The organism is Haloterrigena alkaliphila (genome assembly GCF_017352155.2).
GTDB classification, from domain to species: Archaea; Halobacteriota; Halobacteria; order Halobacteriales; family Natrialbaceae; genus Haloterrigena; species Haloterrigena alkaliphila.
Map to the genome: position 1 here is coordinate 14,047 of NZ_CP071462.1, position 18,892 is coordinate 32,938.

The 18,892-nt window shown below is 66.9% G+C and carries 17 protein-coding genes; 12 read left to right on the plus strand and 5 right to left on the minus strand.

Annotated features, from left to right (window positions below; genetic code table 11):
* Positions 1 to 121: 121 nt before the first annotated feature.
* A complete protein-coding gene (locus J0X25_RS14295; RefSeq protein WP_226776979.1) occupies positions 122 to 496 on the minus strand; it encodes a DUF7344 domain-containing protein in 375 nt (124 codons plus the stop codon).
* A gap of 312 nt (positions 497 to 808) precedes the next feature.
* Here J0X25_RS14295 and rpl7ae point away from each other — a divergent pair, with 312 nt between their 5' ends.
* From rpl7ae to J0X25_RS18915, 7 genes are all read left to right on the plus strand, one after another.
* Positions 809 to 1,171, plus strand: coding sequence for a 50S ribosomal protein L7Ae (gene rpl7ae, locus J0X25_RS14335; protein WP_207288997.1), 363 nt, complete (start codon positions 809 to 811; stop codon positions 1,169 to 1,171).
* An 11-nt stretch (positions 1,172 to 1,182) separates the two neighbouring features.
* Entirely contained in the window at positions 1,183 to 1,407 is a 225-nt protein-coding gene (locus J0X25_RS17495; RefSeq protein WP_207288998.1) for a 30S ribosomal protein S28e, read from the plus strand.
* Positions 1,407 to 1,868 (plus strand): 50S ribosomal protein L24e, encoded by a 462-nt coding sequence (locus tag J0X25_RS18080; RefSeq protein WP_207288999.1) that lies wholly within the window; start codon positions 1,407 to 1,409, stop codon positions 1,866 to 1,868. The genes J0X25_RS17495 and J0X25_RS18080 overlap by 1 nt, the downstream gene beginning before the upstream one ends.
* Positions 1,865 to 2,329, plus strand: a complete 465-nt coding sequence (gene ndk / locus J0X25_RS18165) for a nucleoside-diphosphate kinase (RefSeq protein WP_207289000.1) — start codon at positions 1,865 to 1,867, stop codon at positions 2,327 to 2,329. Before J0X25_RS18080 ends, ndk begins: the two co-directional genes overlap by 4 nt.
* A 224-nt stretch (positions 2,330 to 2,553) precedes the next feature.
* The gene (locus J0X25_RS18905; RefSeq protein ID WP_207289001.1) at positions 2,554 to 2,967 is read left to right on the plus strand and encodes a DUF7344 domain-containing protein; all 414 of its coding nucleotides are present in this window, start codon (positions 2,554 to 2,556) and stop codon (positions 2,965 to 2,967) included.
* A gap of 181 nt (positions 2,968 to 3,148) precedes the next feature.
* Positions 3,149 to 3,751 (plus strand): superoxide dismutase, encoded by a 603-nt coding sequence (gene sod / locus J0X25_RS18910; protein ID WP_207289002.1) that lies wholly within the window; start codon positions 3,149 to 3,151, stop codon positions 3,749 to 3,751.
* A 144-nt stretch (positions 3,752 to 3,895) separates the two neighbouring features.
* Positions 3,896 to 6,961: an FAD-binding and (Fe-S)-binding domain-containing protein gene (locus J0X25_RS18915; RefSeq protein WP_207289003.1), complete on the plus strand. Its 3,066-nt coding sequence runs from the start codon at positions 3,896 to 3,898 to the stop codon at positions 6,959 to 6,961.
* Positions 6,962 to 6,987: 26 nt separating this feature from the next.
* Here J0X25_RS18915 and J0X25_RS18920 read toward each other — a convergent pair whose 3' ends face one another.
* The 3 genes from J0X25_RS18920 to J0X25_RS18930 all read right to left on the minus strand — a co-directional run bounded on the left by J0X25_RS18920 (position 6,988) and on the right by J0X25_RS18930 (position 12,653).
* Positions 6,988 to 8,943, minus strand: coding sequence for a histidine kinase N-terminal 7TM domain-containing protein (locus tag J0X25_RS18920; protein WP_207289004.1), 1,956 nt, complete (start codon positions 8,941 to 8,943; stop codon positions 6,988 to 6,990).
* 105 nt (positions 8,944 to 9,048) lie between these two features.
* Positions 9,049 to 10,794, minus strand: a complete 1,746-nt coding sequence (locus J0X25_RS18925; RefSeq protein WP_207289005.1) for a sensor histidine kinase — start codon at positions 10,792 to 10,794, stop codon at positions 9,049 to 9,051.
* Between the two features lie 95 nt (positions 10,795 to 10,889).
* A complete protein-coding gene (locus J0X25_RS18930; protein WP_207289006.1) occupies positions 10,890 to 12,653 on the minus strand; it encodes a sensor histidine kinase in 1,764 nt (587 codons plus the stop codon).
* 145 nt (positions 12,654 to 12,798) lie between these two features.
* Between J0X25_RS18930 and J0X25_RS18935 the strand changes: the two genes are divergently transcribed.
* The 5 genes from J0X25_RS18935 (at position 12,799) to J0X25_RS18955 (ending at position 18,262) form a co-directional block, all read left to right on the plus strand.
* Positions 12,799 to 13,065 (plus strand): DUF5827 family protein, encoded by a 267-nt coding sequence (locus J0X25_RS18935; RefSeq protein WP_207289007.1) that lies wholly within the window; start codon positions 12,799 to 12,801, stop codon positions 13,063 to 13,065.
* Positions 13,062 to 13,910 (plus strand): ATPase, encoded by an 849-nt coding sequence (locus J0X25_RS18940; protein WP_207289008.1) that lies wholly within the window; start codon positions 13,062 to 13,064, stop codon positions 13,908 to 13,910. The genes J0X25_RS18935 and J0X25_RS18940 overlap by 4 nt, the downstream gene beginning before the upstream one ends.
* Before the next feature lie 234 nt (positions 13,911 to 14,144).
* Positions 14,145 to 15,239 carry a thiamine ABC transporter substrate-binding protein gene (locus J0X25_RS18945; RefSeq protein WP_207289009.1) on the plus strand — a complete coding sequence of 365 codons (1,095 nt, stop codon included), beginning with the start codon at positions 14,145 to 14,147 and terminating at the stop codon, positions 15,237 to 15,239.
* Between the two features lie 15 nt (positions 15,240 to 15,254).
* On the plus strand, positions 15,255 to 17,159 hold the full coding sequence (locus J0X25_RS18950) for an ABC transporter permease (RefSeq protein WP_207289010.1): 1,905 nt from the start codon (positions 15,255 to 15,257) through the stop codon (positions 17,157 to 17,159).
* Entirely contained in the window at positions 17,156 to 18,262 is a 1,107-nt protein-coding gene (locus J0X25_RS18955) for an ABC transporter ATP-binding protein (RefSeq protein ID WP_207289011.1), read from the plus strand. The genes J0X25_RS18950 and J0X25_RS18955 overlap by 4 nt, the downstream gene beginning before the upstream one ends.
* Positions 18,263 to 18,285: 23 nt before the next feature.
* Here J0X25_RS18955 and J0X25_RS18960 read toward each other — a convergent pair whose 3' ends face one another.
* Entirely contained in the window at positions 18,286 to 18,864 is a 579-nt protein-coding gene (locus J0X25_RS18960; RefSeq protein ID WP_207289012.1) for an MBL fold metallo-hydrolase, read from the minus strand.
* Positions 18,865 to 18,892 lie beyond the last annotated feature (28 nt).

Below are 18,892 nucleotides of genomic sequence, written 5' to 3' on the forward strand. Positions count from 1 at the left end.
GTCGGGAGTAATAGGCACCGGACCGCGACCGATCCCGGGAGGCCGGTTCGTCGGCGGTCGCGGGTCGCGGCCGCGTGAACAGACCAGTAGCGGGCGTTCGCCAGCGTGAGACTCCGGGCACTCACTCCGAGATGGAATCGAGGTACTCGAGGAGGTCCTCGACTCGCTCGTGTCGTCGGTACCGCACGTCCTTCGAGCGGGCGTCGTACTCGAGGAGTCCCACGTCCGTCAACGCCGGGAGGTGAACGTGGTGGAACGCGATCTCGAGCTGATCGCGACCCGGCCGTTGGCCCGTTCGGGCGACCTCGAGGTCGCTGACGTGGTTCATGAGTTCGTCGATAGACGCGGTGTGGTCGGGCGAGTCGACGAGCACCCGCAGAATCTCGCGTCGGTGGTGGTGGGCCATCACCTCGAGTATCGCGTTCAACGACAGGTCGGCGCCGGATCCGTCCGGCACGAGCGGGTTCCCCCCGCGGTCGTCCCTCCGTTCGCCCATCATGAATTACCACACATTGCGGGAGAAGGTATATCCTTGGTAATAATTAGCAGTGATGGCGGGAGAATATAACAACGATCGTATAGATGCAGGTGCTGGCCGAGTGCGTAATCGCCGTGGGGACGTATCGCACGGCCTCGGGCGTTTGAACACGCTTTTAAGGGGGGCAACGCTACAGACGTAGTACACCCTATGCGGGGTTGATGATGCTCCTAGCTTCACAGGACTTCCGCCGGGATCGGCCCGGCACGGGTACCCAGTGCCCGGACGGCAGGGGAGCGCGAGCCCACGCGTAGGAGAGGTGAACAACCAATGTCAGTCTACGTCACAACCGACATCCCAGCCGACCTCGCAGACGATGCCCTCGAGGCCCTCGAGGTCGCACGAGACACCGGACGCGTAAAGAAAGGAACGAACGAAACCACGAAAGCGATCGAGCGCGGCAACGCCGAACTCGTCTACGTCGCCGAGGACGTCTCCCCCGAGGAGATCGTCATGCACCTGCCCGACCTCGCCGAGGAGAAGGGCATTCCCGTCGTCTTCATCGAGACCCAGGACGACGTCGGCCACGCCGCCGGCCTCGAGGTCGGCTCGGCCGCCGCGGCGATCGTCGACGCCGGCGAGGCGAGCGACGACGTCGAAGACATCGCCGACAAGGTCGAGGACCTCGACTGAGGTGATCAGAGATGAGTGCTGAAGAGGACGGAAGCGGATCAACGCCCGCCGAGGTCATCGAGATCGTCGGCAAGACCGGCATGCACGGCGAAGCCATGCAGGTCAAGTGCCGAATTCAGGAGGGCGAGAATCAGGGACGTATCATCACCCGAAACTGCCTCGGGCCGGTCCGCGAGGGAGACATCATCCAGCTTCGCGAGACCGCCCGCGAGGCCGATTCCATCGGAGGACAATAATGGTCGAGAAACGAACCTGCGACTACACGGGCGAAGAGATCGAGCCCGGCACGGGCATCATGTACGTCAAGAACGACGGCAGCGTGCTCCACTTCGTCGACTCCAAGGCCGAGAAGAACTACAAGCTCGGTCGCGAACCGCGCGACCTCGAGTGGACCGAGGACGGCCGTCGCGGCAAGGGTCCCACCCAGGCCGAACAGGTCGAGGCCGACGAAGACGAGGACCTCGAGACCGAGGCCGAAGCCGTCGACGAGGACGAGGACACCGAGCCCGCCGGGGACGAGGACGTCGCCGAGGGCGAGTCCGTCGAGGGTGAGGCCGACGCGGCCGCCGAAGGCGAACCCGACGACGTCGCCGGCGGTCAGGAGGACAGCGACGAGGCGGCGGCCGAAACGGAAGCGACCGAGGCCGACGTTGAGGAGACCGAAGCCGAACCCGAGGAAACCGAGGCCGAACAATGAGTGACCACGAGCGCACCTTCGTGATGGTCAAGCCAGACGCGTTCGCGCGCGGGCTCGTCGGCGAGGTCGTCTCCCGACTCGAGGACCGCGGGCTCAAACTCGTCGGCATCAAGGTCGAGACCATGCCCCGCGAACGGGCCGAGGAACACTACAGCGAACACGAGGACAAACCGTTCTACGACGACCTCGTTGACTTCATCACCTCGGGACCGGTCGTCCCGATGGTCTGGGAGGGCCAGGACGCGACCCGTCAGGTCCGCCAGATGATCGGCGAGACCGACCCTCTCGAGGCCGAACCCGGCACGATCCGGGGCGACTACGCGCTCGACCTCGGTCGGAACGTCGTTCACGCCGCCGACCACGAGGACGAGGGCGCCAACGAACGCGAGATCGGGATCCACTTCGACGACGACGAGCTGATCGACTACGAGCAGCACGACGCCGAGTGGCTCTACGAGTAACGCGGCCGCGACCCGACGGCTGACGCCGCCGGATCGATTCGATTTTCGCCGTAATCGACACCGGGCACGTTCCTCACCGAACGCCGCCGATACGTTATTACGCGCCGAATTATATTCCGGAGAAAACATATATGTTTTTCTAGGTAGACGTAACATCTAATGTGACCGCTGCAGTAGGGACGGTTGGTGGTTTCGAATGGTAACACACGGTAGGTGGTTCGTGGATGCGTGAAACGGAGGGCGAATCAACGGGCGTTGCGGCTCCGGGAACGCCGTCGCTGGACCTGATCTTCGATATTCTCTCGAATCGACGCCGGCGGTACGTACTCTACTATCTGCACGAACAGCCGGACGGCGTCGCGACGGCCGACGAGATTACCGACGCCGTCGTGTCGTACCAGTACGCAACCGCGAGTGCGGACGGCGACGAGACGGCGGCTGCGGACGGCGACGATTCGGAACCCGATCTCGAGCAACGACGGCTGCGGGTACAGACGGAGCTCCAGCACACCCACTTGCCGAAACTCGAGGACGCGGGCGTGATCGAACACGACAACCGCAGCGAGGCGGTCCGCTACTGGACCCAGCCGTCCCTCGAGGAGTGGCTCGAACACGCGAAGCACAAGGAGCGCCTGTAGGGCCCCGATCGGTGCCGATACTCGGCCGCGGTGGCTGAAAGGTTTAACACGGGATTCGTCGTGGGATTACTGGCGGCGACGAATCGTCCAGGGAGCGAACGATCCAACGTGCGACATGGTATCGTTTCTCTCCTTAAAACTTAACAGGCGAGCAGTAGATATCACGGTATAGGTGATTCCAATGGCTGACCACGAACTACCACCACTTCCCTACGATTACGACGCGCTGGAACCGGCACTCTCCGAGCAGGTACTGACCTGGCACCACGACACCCACCATCAGGGCTACGTCAACGGCCTCAACTCCGCCGAGGAGACCCTCGAGGAGAACCGCGAGTCGGGCGACTACGGTTCGACGCCCGGCGCGCTGAGCAACGTCACCCACAACGGCTGTGGCCACTATCTCCACACGCTGTTCTGGGAGAACATGTCCCCCGACGGCGGCGGCGAACCCGAGGGCGACCTCGCCGACCGCATCGAGGAGGACTTCGGCTCCTACGAGGGCTGGAAGGGCGAATTCAAGAAGGCCGCCAGTGCCGCCGGTGGCTGGGCCCTGCTGGTCTACGACCCGGTCGCCAAGCAACTGCGGAACCTCGCGGTCGACAAGCACGATCAGGGCGCGCTCTGGGGCGCACACCCAGTTCTCGCACTGGACGTCTGGGAACACTCCTACTACTACGACTACGGTCCGGACCGCGGCGAGTTCATCGACGCCTTCTTCGACGTCGTCAACTGGGAGAAGGCCGAGGAAGAGTACCAGACCTGCATCGACCACTTCGAGTAACGCTGCCGGCACGCGACGAGCCAGTCAATCTCCACGTTTTTTCGCGACGCCATCGCTCGAGAGCACCGCAGCCGTCCGGCGCCGGCGCCGACATCGTGTGCGAGTGACACGCACTGTTTTGGTACTCGACGGACGAGTGCTCCCATGGCAACGGACAGCGGTGGGACCGACGGCGTGCTCGATCCGTCCGCGAGTACAGCCTCCGGAGACGCGGCGGGCGACCTCGCGGCCGACCTCCGGGACGCCTGCGACGGGGACGTTCGATTCGACGAGTACACGCGCGTGCTCTACGCCACGGACGGGAGCATCTACGGGGCCCAGCCCGCGGGCGTCGTCTTCCCGCGGGACGCCGACGACGTCAGCGCGGCCGTTCGCGTGGCCGCTGAACACGGCGCCCCCGTCCTACCCCGCGGCGCCGGCTCTTCGCTAGCCGGGCAGGCGGTCGGCCCCGGCTGCGTCGTCCTCGACCTGTCCCGGCACATGGACGAGATCCGTGCGATCGATCCCGACGAACGGACCGCAACCGTCCAACCGGGCGTCGTGCAAGACGACTTAGACGACGCCCTCGAGCCCCACGGGCTCCGCTTCGCGCCCGATCCGGCCTCCTCGAACCGGGCGACCATCGGCGGCGGGATCGGGAACAACTCGACCGGCGCCCACTCGGTGCGCTACGGGATCACGGACGCCTACGTCGAGGAGTGCGAGGTCGTCCTCGCGGACGGCTCGACGATCCGGGCGCGGGACGTCGTCCTCGACAGTCCCGAATGGGAGGAGATCGTCTCGAAGAACGACCGCGAGGCGGCGATTTACAGGACCGTCAGAGAGATCGTCGAGGACAACGCCGACGAGATCGAGGAGCGGTATCCGGACCTCAAGCGCAGCGTCAGCGGCTACAACCTGCAGAAGGTAATTCGAAAAGATGTTGAAGGGAATCGGATTCTCAACCTCTCGAAACTGCTCGTGGGCGCCGAAGGGACCCTCGGCGTCGTCGTCGAAGCGACGCTCTCGCTCGTGACTCACCCCGAGGAGACCGCGCTGATCGTCGCCTGTTACGACGACCTGCTCGAGGCCCTCGCGGCGGTACCGGAAGCGCTCGCGCTCGAGGCCAGCGCGGTCGAACTGATGGACGACGAGGTGTTTCGGCTCGCTGCGGAGTCGTCGGAGTACGCCGAGTACGCCGACCCGATCCCAGACGGGACCGCGGCGGCGCTGATGCTCGAGTTCGACTCCGAGGTCGTCGACGACCTGCCGGACGCGATCGCAGCGGCTGGGGAGCAACTCGTCGACGGCGGGGGCGCGTTCCACTCGATCGAGGCGTTCGCGCCGGCGACGCAGGACCGGCTCTGGAAGCTCCGGAAGGCCGCCATCCCGCTCCTGATGAGCATGGAGGGCGATCCGAAGCCGTACCCGTTCGTCGAGGACGCCTCGGTCCCGCCCGCCGAACTCGCCGAGTACGTGGCGGGCTTTCAGGAGATCCTCGAGGCCCACGACACCACGGCGGCCTACTTCGCCCACGCGGGCGTCGGGACGCTCCATATCCGGCCGGTGCTGAACCTCAAGGACGGCGACGACGTCGAGAAGATGCGCGCGATCGCCGACGACGTCACCGACCTCGTCCGCGAACACCAGGGGTCGTTCTCGGGCGAGCACGGCGACGGTCTCGCCAGAACCGAGTTCAACCCGAAGCTCTACGGGCCGGATCTCTGGCAGGCGTTCAAAGACGTGAAGTCCGCGTTCGACCCGGACTGGCGGATGAACCCTGGGAAGGTCGTCTATCGCGACGAGGACCCGACTGACATCCGTGAGTACCTCCGTTACGGACCGGACTACGCCTCGCTCGAGCCGCGGACGACGCTGGACTTCGACGACCAGGGCGGCTTCTCCCACCTCGTGGAGCTGTGTAACGGCTGTGGCACCTGTCGGCAGACCGACGGCGACGTGATGTGCCCGACCTATCGCGCGACCGAAGAGGAGATCGCCACCACGCGGGGGCGGGCTAACCTGCTCCGGGCGGCGATCAGCGGCGAGATCGATCCCGAGGAACTGTACGGCGACCGGTTCCAGCAGGACGTGCTGGACCACTGTATCGGCTGCAAGGGCTGCCAGAGCGACTGCCCGACCGGCGTCGACCTCGCGAAACTCAAGGCCGAAGTCAAACACCAGTACCACGACCGCGAGGGGACGACCCTCCGAGAGCGGCTGTTCGCGAACGTCGACCGACTCGCGGCGCTCGGGAGCGCGACCGCACCGGTGGCCAACCGCGCGACCGATCTGCCGGGTGCGCGGACCCTCCTCGAGAAGACTGTCGGGATCGCAACCGAGCGGACGCTGCCGACGTTCCAGCGGGAGACGCTGGTCGACTGGTTCGAGTCGCGAGGCGGATCACAAGTGGCCCCCGAGACCGCGTCGGCAGGCGTCGTCCTCTACCCCGACACGGACACGAACTATTCGAACCCCGTGCCGGGGAAGGCCGCCGTCCGCGTGCTCGAGGCCGCCGATATCCGCGTCGCGATCCCCGACCTCGGCCCGACCGGTCGGGCGGCCTACTCCCAGGGGATGCTCGACGTTGCCGCCGAGCAGGGGCAGGCACTGCTCGACGACCTCGATCCCTACCTGGAGCGGGGCTGGTCGGTCCTCTTCGTCGAGCCCTCCGACGCGGCGATGATCGTCGACGAGTACCGTTCTCTGCTCGCGGACGACCGCGTCGAGGCGCTCGCATCGAACGCGTACGGCGTCTGCGAGTATCTCGACCGGTACCGGCTCGATGACGACCTACCCTTCGACGCCACGGTCACCGAGGATGAGCGGCTGACGTTCCACGGCCACTGCCACCAGAAGGCTCGCGGCGCGGACCACCACGCGGTCGGCGTCCTCCGGCGGGCGGGCTACGCCGTCGACCCGGTCGATTCGGGCTGCTGTGGCATGGCCGGCAGCTTCGGCTACGAGGCCGACCACTACGACCTCTCGCGAGCGATCGGCTCGCTGCTGCGCGATCAACTCGAGGCCAGCGTCAACCAGACTCGCGCGGCCCCCTCGAGCGCGACCGACGGCGGTGAGACGAGCGAAGCGAGTCGAACGTCGGAAGACGGCGAGTCGACAGTCGTCGCGCCGGGAACCTCCTGTCGAACGCAAATCGGCGATTTCGAGGGGTACGACCGACCCGTACATCCGATCGAGCTACTCGCTGAAGCGCTCGAGCAGTCACGATAACCGCGTTCGGCAGGGCGCGCCGACGATCACCGCATGGGGACGTCGGCGCTCCGGTCGGAATCGTCGTTCGGGGCCTCGTCGTCGCTCGAATCCGCGACTGTCTCCGACTCCGCGTCCGGTTCGGAACCGCCCGAGTCAGTGATCGATTCGACCCCGCGGAACTCGAACCGGGCGCCGCCGGTCTCGCTCTCGGCGACGTGCACCGACCAATTGTGGGCAGCAGCGATCTCCTCGACGATGCTTAGTCCCAGTCCGGTTCCGTTCTCACCGGTCGTATACCCGCTCTCGAGAACCTGCTCGCGGCGACAGGCCGGAATACCGATCCCGTCGTCGGCGACGAAGAACCCCTCGATCGAGCCGTCACCATCGTCGTCGATCGTTCCCACCGTGATCTCGAGGTCGGTCCCGTCTCCCGCCTCGTTCCCGTGTGGTACGGCGTTGCGCTGAGTGTGCGAAGCGGGGCTCGTAGAACCATGTTCTACGGCGTCCTGCTGAGTGTGCGAAGCGGGGCTCGTAGAACCATGTTCTACGGCGTCTTCAGAACCGCCAGGTTCTGAATGGCTCGTCGAGCCGTGTTCGACGGCGTTGCGAAAGAGATTCTCGAGCGCCCGTTGCAGGCGTTCGGGATCCGCGAGGATCGTCGCGTCGCCGTCGATCCCGATCGACGCCCCGCCGGTCTCGACGCCGTTCCAGGCGTGCCGGGCGACGCGCTCGAGCGGGACCGGTTCCGGATCGGCCACGTCGGCTCCCTCGCGGGCGAGCGTGAGCACGTCGTCGATGATCGTCTCCATGCGCTCGTGTGACTGTGCAACCTCCTCGAGGTGCGCGTCGTCGTCGGTCTCGCGAGCCATCTCGAGGTAGCCGTCGGCGACGTTCAACGGGTTGCGCAGGTCGTGAGAGACGAGACTGGCGAACCGCTGGAGACGGGAGTTCTGGCGCTCGAGTTGCTCCTCGTGGCGCTTGCGTTCGGTGACGTCGCGGGCGACGAGCAGCCAGCCGACGCGCCGATCGCGATCGTCGTCGATCGGCGTCGCCGTGATCCGAACGTGAGTCGCACCGACCGAGAGTTCGGTGGCCGTCTCCGCCCGTCCGTTCGTGACGGCCTCGTACCAGTCCCGGAGCCCCGTCTCGTCGAACAGCGACGGGAACGAGCGTCCGACGAGCGATTCGGTTTCGACATCGACCGATGCGAGCAGCCGTCGGCCCGCCGGATTGACGTCGATGAGGCGATCGTCCGTATCGACGACGAAGATGCCGTCGGCGACGGTGTCGAGGACTCGATTGCGGGCGATCGGCATGAGATCGAGGAGCCGGTACCGGCCGATCGCGACCGCGAACAGGACGCTCGAGAGGATCCCGCCGACCGGCATCGGGTCGATCGCGGTGAGATCTGCCGCGTACACCGCGTGTGCGATCCAGGGCGCCAGCGCACCGCCGAGCAGCGCGAGGCTCTGTCCGCGATACACCGCGCGGGAACGGTAGACGAACGCCAGTACCATCGCCGTCGTGACGACGTTTATCCCGTACGCGTAGACGGTATAAACCAGGGCCCCGGGCCCGAACTCGTACTCGATCGGGAGCGGGCCCGCTTCGGCCGGTTGCAGCGTCGTATAAATGAGGTCCGCCGGGTTGGTGAACGAGAGGATCACCACCGCTACGGGCGGGATCGCGAGCGCGCCAACGATCCGCGGCCGGAGCAGGTGTTCGCGGCCCGTGTACTCGAGGACGAAGACGAGTTTCAGCATCGAGACGAAGGTGATACCGACGGACGTCGTTCGGAGGGAAAGCGAGGCGACCGTCGCACTCTCGGTACTCAGGAGGAGAAGAACGGCTCCGTTCCAGATCGCCATCGCCCCCATCATCAGGAGCAACGCCAGCGCGCCGGTTCGCTCCCGGTACTGCCAGAGCATGACGATGGCCCCCACGGCAGTGAGCGTCGCGAGCGCGTAGATCGTCTGAGTACTCAGCAGGGAATACGCCATCGTCTGTAACGCAGTCGGCACCAAGTAATAGACTGCGGCCGAAAACGACAGTAGTCCGATCGATCGTCGCCCTCGAGCGGTGCGAAGGGAGCGGCGGAGAACTGACTACGAGCGCCTCGACGGCGGATCGAGCGTCTCGGACGAAAGTGTCGAATCATCGATATCTGGTTCGACCCCATCGGCGCGTTCGACGCCGGTGAACTCGAACCGCGCACCGCCGGCCTCGCTCTCGGTTGCGGTGACCGACCAGCCGTGTGCCGCGGCGATCTGCTGGACGATACTCAACCCGAATCCGGTTCCCTCGTCACCGGTCGAGTAGCCGTCTTCGAAGACGCGTTCGCGCTGATCCGCCGGGATACCGTTACCGTCGTCCGCGACGGAAAACGCGATCGTGGAACGGTCCGGATCGTCCTCCACACTCACCGAGACCACGAGCGAATGGTCCTCGTCTTCGGTTCCGTGTTCCACCGAATTGCGAAAGAGGTTCTCGAACATCCGTTGCAGCCGATCGGAGTCCGCGAGAAGCCGCGCGCTCGAGTCGATCTCGAGGCTCCCATCGACCGTCTCGACGCCCGCCCAGGCCCGCTCGGCGACGGTCGCCAGATCGATCGGTTCCGGATCGGTCACGTCGGCTCCCTCGCGGGCGAGCGCGAGCACGTCGTCGATGATCGTCTCCATGCGCTCGTGGGCCTGCGCGACCTCCTCGAGGTACTCCTCGTCGTCGTCGGTCTCGCGGGCCATCTCGAGGTAGCCGTCGGCGACGGTCAACGGATTGCGCAGGTCGTGGGAGACGAGGTCCGCGAATTGCTCGAGGCGCTCGTTCTGGCGCTCGAGTTGTTCCTCGCGGCGTTTGCGCTCGGTGATATCGCGGACGACGAACAGCCAGCCGAGGTGGCGGTCGCGACCGTCGTCGATCGGCGTCATCCGGACGAGGAAGTACTCGCCGTCGACCGCGAGTTCGCGTTCGGCCATCTCGGGAGTCGCGGTCAGCGACTGGTACTCCTCCTGCAGCTCCGGCCAGTCGGCGAACAACGAGTCGACGCCGGCGCCGATCGGCGACTCGTCGACGTCCGTCAGCAGGGCCCGTCCGACGGGATTCGCGTCGATCACCCGGTCACGATCGTCGACGACGAAGATACCGTCCGTGACGGTGTCGAGGACGCGATCGCGGGCGATCGGCGTGATGTCGGCCAGTCGGTAGCGGACGATCGCGATCGCGTACAGTACGCTGGCTCCGAGGAAGCCGATCGGCGAGGTGTCCAGTTCGTACGGGCCGAAGAGGTAGACGGCGTTGGCGACCCAGGCCATGACGGTGCCGGTGAGCAACGCGGCGCTTTGCCCGCGGTATAGTGTCCGCGACCGGTACAGGAACCCGAGCATCAGTACCGTTGCCACGGATAGAACGACGTAGGAGTACCCGGTGTGGAGCCAGAACGCGATCCCCCAGTCGACGAGGCCGTCCTCCCGAAGGGTATAGAAGAGTTCGTTGGGGTTGACAAGCACGAACAGGACGGCGAGAATCGGTTCGATCGAGAGCGCAGCGAGGATCGACGGCGTGACGAACCGCTCTCGACCGGTGTACTCGAGCGTAAAGACGAGCGTCATCATCGTCGCCCCTCCGGCACCGAGGAACACGGCGGCGAAACACACGAGCGCGAGTAGTCCCGGTTCGAGGTTCGTCACGACGAACAGGGAACCGGCCCACAGGCCCGTAGACAGGTTCAGGGCACACAGCGGTAGTACGGCTCGGCGGTCTCGATACCGAGACAGTACGCCGACGAGGATGAGGCTATTGACGGCCGCGACCGCGTAGATCACCTGTATGGGATCGAGTCCCGAACCCGTTGGCATCGTCCGTACTCGAGTGGGAACGACATAAAGTGCACTGGCCGTTTCGCGAGTCTGGCCCGACGAGTCGGGCGACGACCGCCGCGTCGGGTCGCCGTTCAGTCAGTAGTCGCCGTGGTCGATTCCGTCCGAGCGGCCGCGTCGACGGTCTCGATACCGGTGAACTCGAACCGAGCGCCTCCGTCCTCGCTCTCGCAGGCGTCGACGGTCCACCCGTGAGCGGTCGAAATCTCTTCGACGATGCTCAGTCCGAAGCCCGTTCCCTCCGCGTCGGTCGTGTACCCCTCTTCGAAGACGCGCTCGTGGTCGTCGGGCAACCCGCGGCCGTCGTCCGCGACGTAGAACCCGTAGTTCGGACTCGTTCCGATGACGCCGACCGAGACGGTCATGGGCGGCTCCCGCGAGTCGTCCGCTCCCCTCGGCTCGTCGACTCCCTCGGGATCGTCGACTGGACGGCCGTGTTCGATCGAATTTCGAAACAGGTTCTCGAGGAGCCGAAGCAATCGCGTCCCGTCGCCGAGGAGGGTCGTCGTTCCCTCGATCGACAGCGCTGCGTCGCCGGTGTCGACGTTCGCCCAGGCCTGCTCGGCCAGCGACCCCAGGTCGACCGGCTCCGGATCGGTCACCGCCTCCCCCTCGCGTGCGAGCGCGAGGACGTCGTCGATGATCGTTTCCATACGCTCGTGAGCCCGCTCGACTTCCTCCAGGTGATCCGTGTCTCCGGTCTCCCGGGCCAGATCGACGTAGCCGTCGGCGACGGTCAGCGGATTGCGCAGGTCGTGGGAGACGAGGTCCGCGAACCGCTCGAGGCGCTTGTTCTGGCGCTTCAGCTTCGTCTCGCGGCGTTTGCGCTCGGTGATATCGCGGACGATGAACAGCCAGCCGACGTGGCGATCGCGGCCGTCCTCGATCGGCGTCACCTGCACGTGGAAGTGGCCGCCCATGAGCGCCAGTTCGCGTTCGGCTTCGACCGGCGCTTCGGTCAGGTCGGAATACTCCTCGCGCAACTCTGGTATGTCGGCGAACAGCGCGTCGACGCCGGTACCGATCGGCGAGTCGTCGAGTTCCGCGAGCAGTTCCCTCCCGACCGGGTTACAGTCGATAACCCGATCCTCCCTGTCGACGACGAAGACGGCGTCCGAGACGGTGTCGAGCACGCGATCTCGCGCGATCGGGACGACGTCGACCAGCTGGTAGCGGAAGATCGCGACCGTGAGCAACGCGCCGCTGACGAGGTAGCCGATCGGCATCGGATCGAACGGGAACATCTCGGTAAGATACGCCAGGTTCGCGAGCGCCGGAACGATCGTGGCCCCAAGTAAGGCGGCGGCCTGCCCGCGGTAGACCGATCGGGACCGATACAGGAACTCGAGGACCAGCACGGACGCGGTCACCAGGAGGAGATACGAGTAGAGCGTGTGAACGGCGGCCGCGGGTCCCCAGGTCACTTCGAGACCGGTGACGGCCGCCGCATTCGGTTCGAACGCCTCGATGAACACGTTTCGTGGATTCGTGAACGCGAGTCCGACGACGACGATCGGTTCGATCGCCAGCGCGGCGATCGTCCGCCGGGTGACGAGGTGTTCGCGACCGGTGTACTCGACGAGGAACACGAACAGCGTCGCGATACTGGTCGTGATGCCGATAAACAGTACCCGGATCATGAGCCGCGACACCGCGAAACTGTCGGCGACGCTGGCGACGAACAGCGACCCCGAGTACAGCGCCGTCGCGAACAGGCAGATGGCCAGCGGGATCGTTCCACGTCTGTCGCGGTGTCGCCAGACGACGACACCGAGGGCGACCCCCAGGAGGGTCGCCAGCCCGTAGCCCCCCACGATCACACCGTGGCCAATTGCCATCGCCACAACTCTATCGGCAATCTTATAAAGTGCTGTGGCGAGCGGCGTGAATCCGGAAGGGACCGGGTCGAACCGTCGCGGACGACCGGAGCGCGGTCGGTCGCGAACGAACGTTTTACGCGTCGCCCCGCAGTACGGACCACACATGCCCGTGCCCAAGGACGAGTTCGACAGTTTGCCACCCTGTGACTTCTACACCCCCGCGGAACTGCTCGAGGACGACCGGATGTACACCGTCTACGAGATCGCCCGGCTCCTGCAGGGGCTCGAGCCCGACGCGGAGATCGACGAGGGGACCGAGGACGTCCTGCTCGACTGGGCGATTCCGTGGGTCATGACCAACGCCGACGACCTCGTGGTCGCGGAACCGCGGAGCGACGACGAACCGGGCTACTACGGCCTGAAAGAATGATCCTCCTCGTGGTCGGTGCCGACCGCGTCGACGCCGGCAAGACCACGTTCTCGGTCGGCCTGCTCGAGCGGACCGGCGCGGTCGGCTACAAGCCCCGAGCCGGCAACGACTACTGGTTCGACCACGACGACTGCCGACGAGCGTTTTCCGGCGGGAGACTCTACGGCAAGGACGCAAAGCGCCTCGCGCGCGCCGAAGCGCGGGGTCGCCAGCCGGAACGGCTCAATCCGGTTCACCGACTGTGGCAGCCGGCGCCGGGCGGCGGCACGGGGCTGCTCGGACGGGCGGACCGGGAGTTCGTCGTCGACCGCATGGGGCGCCCGGACGGGGACGGGGACGACGAGCGGTTACCCCTGTTCGTCCGCAACGCCACCGCCGACGTTCCCGCGGTCGTCGCCGATGCGCTCCCGCTCGAGGACGCGATCTCGGTCGAGACCGTCGCGGAGTTCAACGAGGTCGCCGAGCGGCGGTACGTCCCCGCGTTCGAGGAACTCGCGACCGAAATCGAGTCGGCGGAAGTCGCCGTCGTCGAATCCTACGGCGACATCGCCCAGCCGCTGCAGTCGCTCGATCACGCGGCGATCAGCGCCGTCGCCGCCGTCGAACCGGGCCGCGCCCGGATCTATCCCGCCGACCGCTACTGCCGGGCCTGCGAAATCGCCAGTTCGAGTCCGAAAGACGGCGCCCTCGAGAAACGCGTCCCGGACGTCCTCGACTACCTCGATCCGCTCGAGCGCGTCCCACTTCCCGCGCTGGGCGGCGACGAGCGGGCGGACCCGTCACGCGTCGCGGGGGCGTACGGCGACGCCTACGACGCGTTGCTCGAGGCGGCCGGGCAGGTCTGAGCGCGCGGACCAAGCCTGAGCACGACGGGCCAAGCTTGAGCACGGTGGATCGGTCTGGGACCGCTCCGTGCTTCGTCGCCGATAGCGTCTCGAGACGCTCTTCGGTCCAGCATTCTCCGCCGGCGGGGCTGATTTTTCGACCCCTCGATACTGACGAAACTCGGGGGTAACGGCAGCAATGTCCGCGATCTGTCGACCACAGGGGTTAAGACCACTCAGTGGAACCACCGTGTAATGAAACGACGAACGGTCGTCGGCGCGGTCGCCGGCGGTGCGACGCTCGGCGTCGCGGGCTGTCTGACCCGGGACGGAAACGGTGACGGGAACTCGAACGAGGGCGACGGGACGCTCACCGTCGTCACCTACCCGTCGATGATCGACGAGGAGAACGCCGCCGGCCCGTGGCTCAAGGAAGCGTTCGAATCGGAGCATCCCGACGCCGAACTCGAGTGGAAGCAGTTGCCGGATCAGCGGATCAACCACTACATCGGGCAGGCCGACGGCGGCGGTGAAATCGACGCCGACGTCTACCTCGGACTGAACGTCGACGACCTGGTGGCCGTCGACGACAACCTCGCGGACGGCGGACTCTTCCGCGAACTCGAGACGGATCGGCTCGACCGGGCCGATCGAATCCGCGACGGGCTGGATCTGGGCGATCCGCACGGTCGCGCGCTCCCCTACGACACGGGCTACATCAGCCTCGTCTACGACGAGAGCGAGGTCGACGAACCGCAGACGTTCGAGGATCTGACCGAACCCGCCTACGAGGACGCGCTGCTGGCCCAGAACGCACAGACCTCGGATCCGGGACAGGCGTTCCTCCTGTGGACGATCGACGCATTCGGCGAGGACGGCTACCTCGACTACTGGCGGGAACTGGACGAGAACGGCGTCCGCATCCTCGACGACTGGAGCGAGTCCTACTACGGCGCGTACATGGAAGAAGAGCGGCCGATGGTCGTCTCCTACTCGACCGATCAGGTGTTCGCGAGCGCGGAAGGAAACGACCTCACGCGCCATCAGATCGCGTTCCTGAACGGACAGGGTTACGCCAACCCCGAGGGAATGGGGATCTTCGAGGACGCCGGAGACGTCGACCTCGCCTACGACTTCTTCGACTTCGTCCTCTCGAACGAGGCGCAGGCGGAGATCGCCCAGCGCAACGTCCAGTTCCCCGCCGTCGACGAGGAGTACGTCGACCTGGACGAGGAGTTCGACAAGTACGCCCACGTGCCGCCGGAGGCGGTGACCGTCGGCTACGACAGGCTCCGGGGCAATCTCGACGGCTGGGTCGAAGACTGGGCTCGCGAGTTCGCCAGCCAGTAACTGTCGGGCCGATCCATGCCCGCCGCAGATCGCGTCGCCGCCGCCCGCGACCGCCTCGAGGGCGTCCGGTCGTGGCTCGAGCGCCACGGCCTCTCGCTCGCCGCGCTCGGGACGACGGCCGTCCTCGCCGTCATGCTGTACCTCCCCGTCGGCGTCGTCTTCGTCGAGGCCGTTCTCGAGGAGGGGCGGCCGACGCTCGCGCACTTCGCCGAGGTCCTGACGGATCCGTTCTATTTCGGGGCCCTCGCGGACGTCTTCGCCGACCCGCTCGCGGTCGGCGACCACCTCGCCTCGCTGGCGGGGTGGCTGGGGGCGATTTCCGTCGCCCCGACGCTCGCGTATCCGATTCCCGGCCTCGACCTGCCGGTGCCGTGGCTCGCCCTCGACGCGCCGCCCGTCCGGAAGGGGCTGTTCGGGTTCACGGCGTATCAGGCCGCGCTGTCGACCGTCGCGAGCGTCGCGATCGGACTGCCCGCCGCGTACGTGCTCGCGAACTACGAGTTCTACGGCCGGCGGACGCTCCGGTCGTTGACGATCCTCCCGTTCGTCCTGCCGGGCATCCTCGTGGCGGTCGGCTTCTACTCGATGTTCGGGCGGACGGGGACGCTCAACAGTCTGCTCGGGGCGGTCGGCCTCGGTCCGTTCGCGTTCGTCGAGACGAGTCCGCTCGCGATCGTGATCCTCGCGCACGCCTTCTACAACGCGCCGCTGGTCGCCCGACTCACCGTCGCGGCGTGGGAATCGGTCGACGCCCGGACCGTCGAGACCGCCCGCAGCCTCGGCGCGAGTCGGCGCCGGGCCTTCCGGGACGTCGTCGTCCCGCAACTGCTCCCGGCGGTGCTCACCGGCGCACTGCTGACGTTCATCTTCACGTTCATGACCTTCCCCATCGTGCTCGCGCTGGGCGGGCTCCGGCTGGCGACCGTCGAGGTCTGGATCTACGACCGCGTCCAGCGGCTGGCCTACGGCGAGGCGGCCACGCTCGCCGTCCTCGAGACGATGCTCTCGCTGGGACTCACGTACGCATACCTCCGCTACGAGTCCGCGCAGGCGGGGTTCTCCAGGGCGCCCTCGCCCACGCCGAAAGAACCGCTCTTCCCCGACCTGCGGACGGCGCTCTCGCCGCGGCGACTCGCGGTTCTGGGCTACGGGCTCGTCGCGCTCGTCCTCTTCGTCGGACCGATGGCGAGCCTGCTCGTCGGCAGCGTCACGGACGGCGCCGGGTTCACGCTCGACCACTACGCGTTCCTCCTCGAGCGTCAGCTCGAGGGCGCGAGCTTCCAGACGCTGCCGCTGCCCGCGATCCGGAACTCGCTGCTGTTCGGCCTCGCGACGCTGGCCGTCGCGGTGCCGATGGGGGTCGTAATCTCGGTGCTGACGGTCCGCGCTGGGCGAAGCGGCCGAATCGTCGACGCGCTCGCGATGCTTCCGCTGGCCGTCAGCGGCGTCGTGTTCGGGATCGGACTCCTACAGGGACTGGTCTTCGGCCTCTCGCTGCCCGGCGGCTGGCGGCTCCAGCTGACGGGCTCGGTCGCCATCGTCGCCGCCCACGCGGTCGCGGCCTACCCGTTCGTGACGCGGAACGTCTCGCCGCTGCTCGCGAACCTCGATCCCGCGATGGTCGAGTCGGCCCGGGCGCTCGGCGCGTCGCGAACGCGCGCGCTGCTCGACGTCGAACTCCCGCTGGTGCGAAGCGGCATCGTCGCGGGGGCCGCGTTCGCCTTCGCCATCTCGATCGGCGAGTTCTCTTCGACGGTGATTTTGGCCAGCGGGAGCGAGAGCTACACGATGCCCGTCGCCGTCGAACGCTATCTGGGTCGCCGCTCCGGCCCCGCGATCGCCATGGGATCCCTGCTGTTGCTCGTGACGGCGGCGAGTTTCGTCGTCATCGACCGCGTCGGCGGGGGTGAGCGGGCGTGACGGAACTCCGACTCGAGGCCGTCACCAAGCGCTACGGTGGGCGCGCGGACGGAGCGGGTGGAGAGGATGGAGCGGGGGCGGGCGGGGAGAACGGAGGCGGGGGCGGAACCGTCGCGCTGCGAGACGTCGACCTGACGGTCCGCGACGGCGAGTTCTTCACCCTCGTCGGCCCCTCGGGCTGCGGCAAGACGACCACGCTCCGAACGATCGCGGGGTTCGAGGAGCCGACGAGCGGGTCGGTCAGCTTCGACGGCGAGCCGGCGACCGGCGTCCCGCCCGAGGAGCGCGACGTCGGCGTCGTCTTCCAGAGCTACGCGCTGTTTCCCCACATGAGCGTCGCCGAGAACGTCGGCTACGGCCTCCGGTTCCGGGAGCCGCCCGGCGGAACGACTCCCGGGGAGCGTGTCCGCGAACTGCTCGAGCTGGTCGACCTCGAGGGGATGGGCGAGCGCGATCCGGACCAGCTCTCGGGCGGCCAGCGCCAGCGCGTCGCGCTGGCCCGCGCGCTCGCTCCCGAACCCGATCTGCTCCTGCTCGACGAGCCGATGAGCGCGCTCGACGCGCGCCTGCGGGAGTCGCTGCGCCGTCAACTCAAACGCATCCAGTCGACGCTCGGGATCACGACGGTTTACGTCACCCACGACCAGGCGGAGGCGCTGGCGATCTCCGACCGTCTCGCCGTGATGCGCGACGGGCGGGTCGAACAGGTCGCGACGCCGGAGTCGCTCTATCGCGAACCGGCGACGCGGTTCGTCGCCGAGTTCGTCGGCGACAACAACGTCTTCGAGGGCGCCGTTCGCGACCGAACCGGTGAACGGGCGCGGATCGCTATCGACGGAGTCGACCGCGAGTTCGAGATCGCGGGCGTTCCCGCGGGCGCCGACCGGGTGAGCTTCTGCGTGCGGCCGGCCGCGCTCGCCCGAGGCGCCGAGACCAATCGATTCGACGTCGCCGTCGAGACTAGCGAGTTTCGGGGCGAGGGAGTCCGCGCGTACGGCCGGTGGAACGACAGGCAGATCGTGTTACTGCTCGAGGACGGCGTCGACGGCGACGTTACCGTCGGCTTCGAACCGACGGACGTCCACGTCTTCGACGCGCGATAGCCTCGATTCGCGACGGCGACGGCTCAGGCCTGTCGAGCCATCCGCGCGGAGAGTTCGACGTGTTCGTACGGATTGTTCGTCACGCTGGGCCCGTGGCCCGTGTGCATCGCCGCGAGGTCCTCGTCGATCCGCTCGAGGACGCGGTCGATGCTCTCGACGAGCGCCTCGCGGTCGCCTTCCTCGAGATCGGTCCGGCCGAAACTCCCGTTCTGGAAGATCAGGTCGCCCGCGAAGAGGACGTCGGCGTCGTCGCTGTAGAAGCAGAGGTGGTCGTTCTTGTGTCCCGGCGTGTGGAGCGCGACGTACTCATGGTCACCGAGTCGGACCGTCTCCTCGTCCTCGATGGCGTGGTCGACGCCGTCGATCGAGGGATCGTACCCCCACGCGTCGACGCCGAAGGCGTCCGTGACGGCCTCGAGGTTGCCGACGTGATCCCGGTGGGTGTGCGTGAGAACGACGGCGTCGATGTCGTCGATCCGGTCGCGGATCGCGTCGACGACGTCGAAGTTCGCCCCGGTATCGATCAGCACGGTCCGCTCGCCGTCGACCAGAAAGACGTTGCTCGTAAACGCCCGTACGCCCTGCGCGAGATTGGCGATCATGGGAGACGGTAGGTCGTCGTCCGGTTTG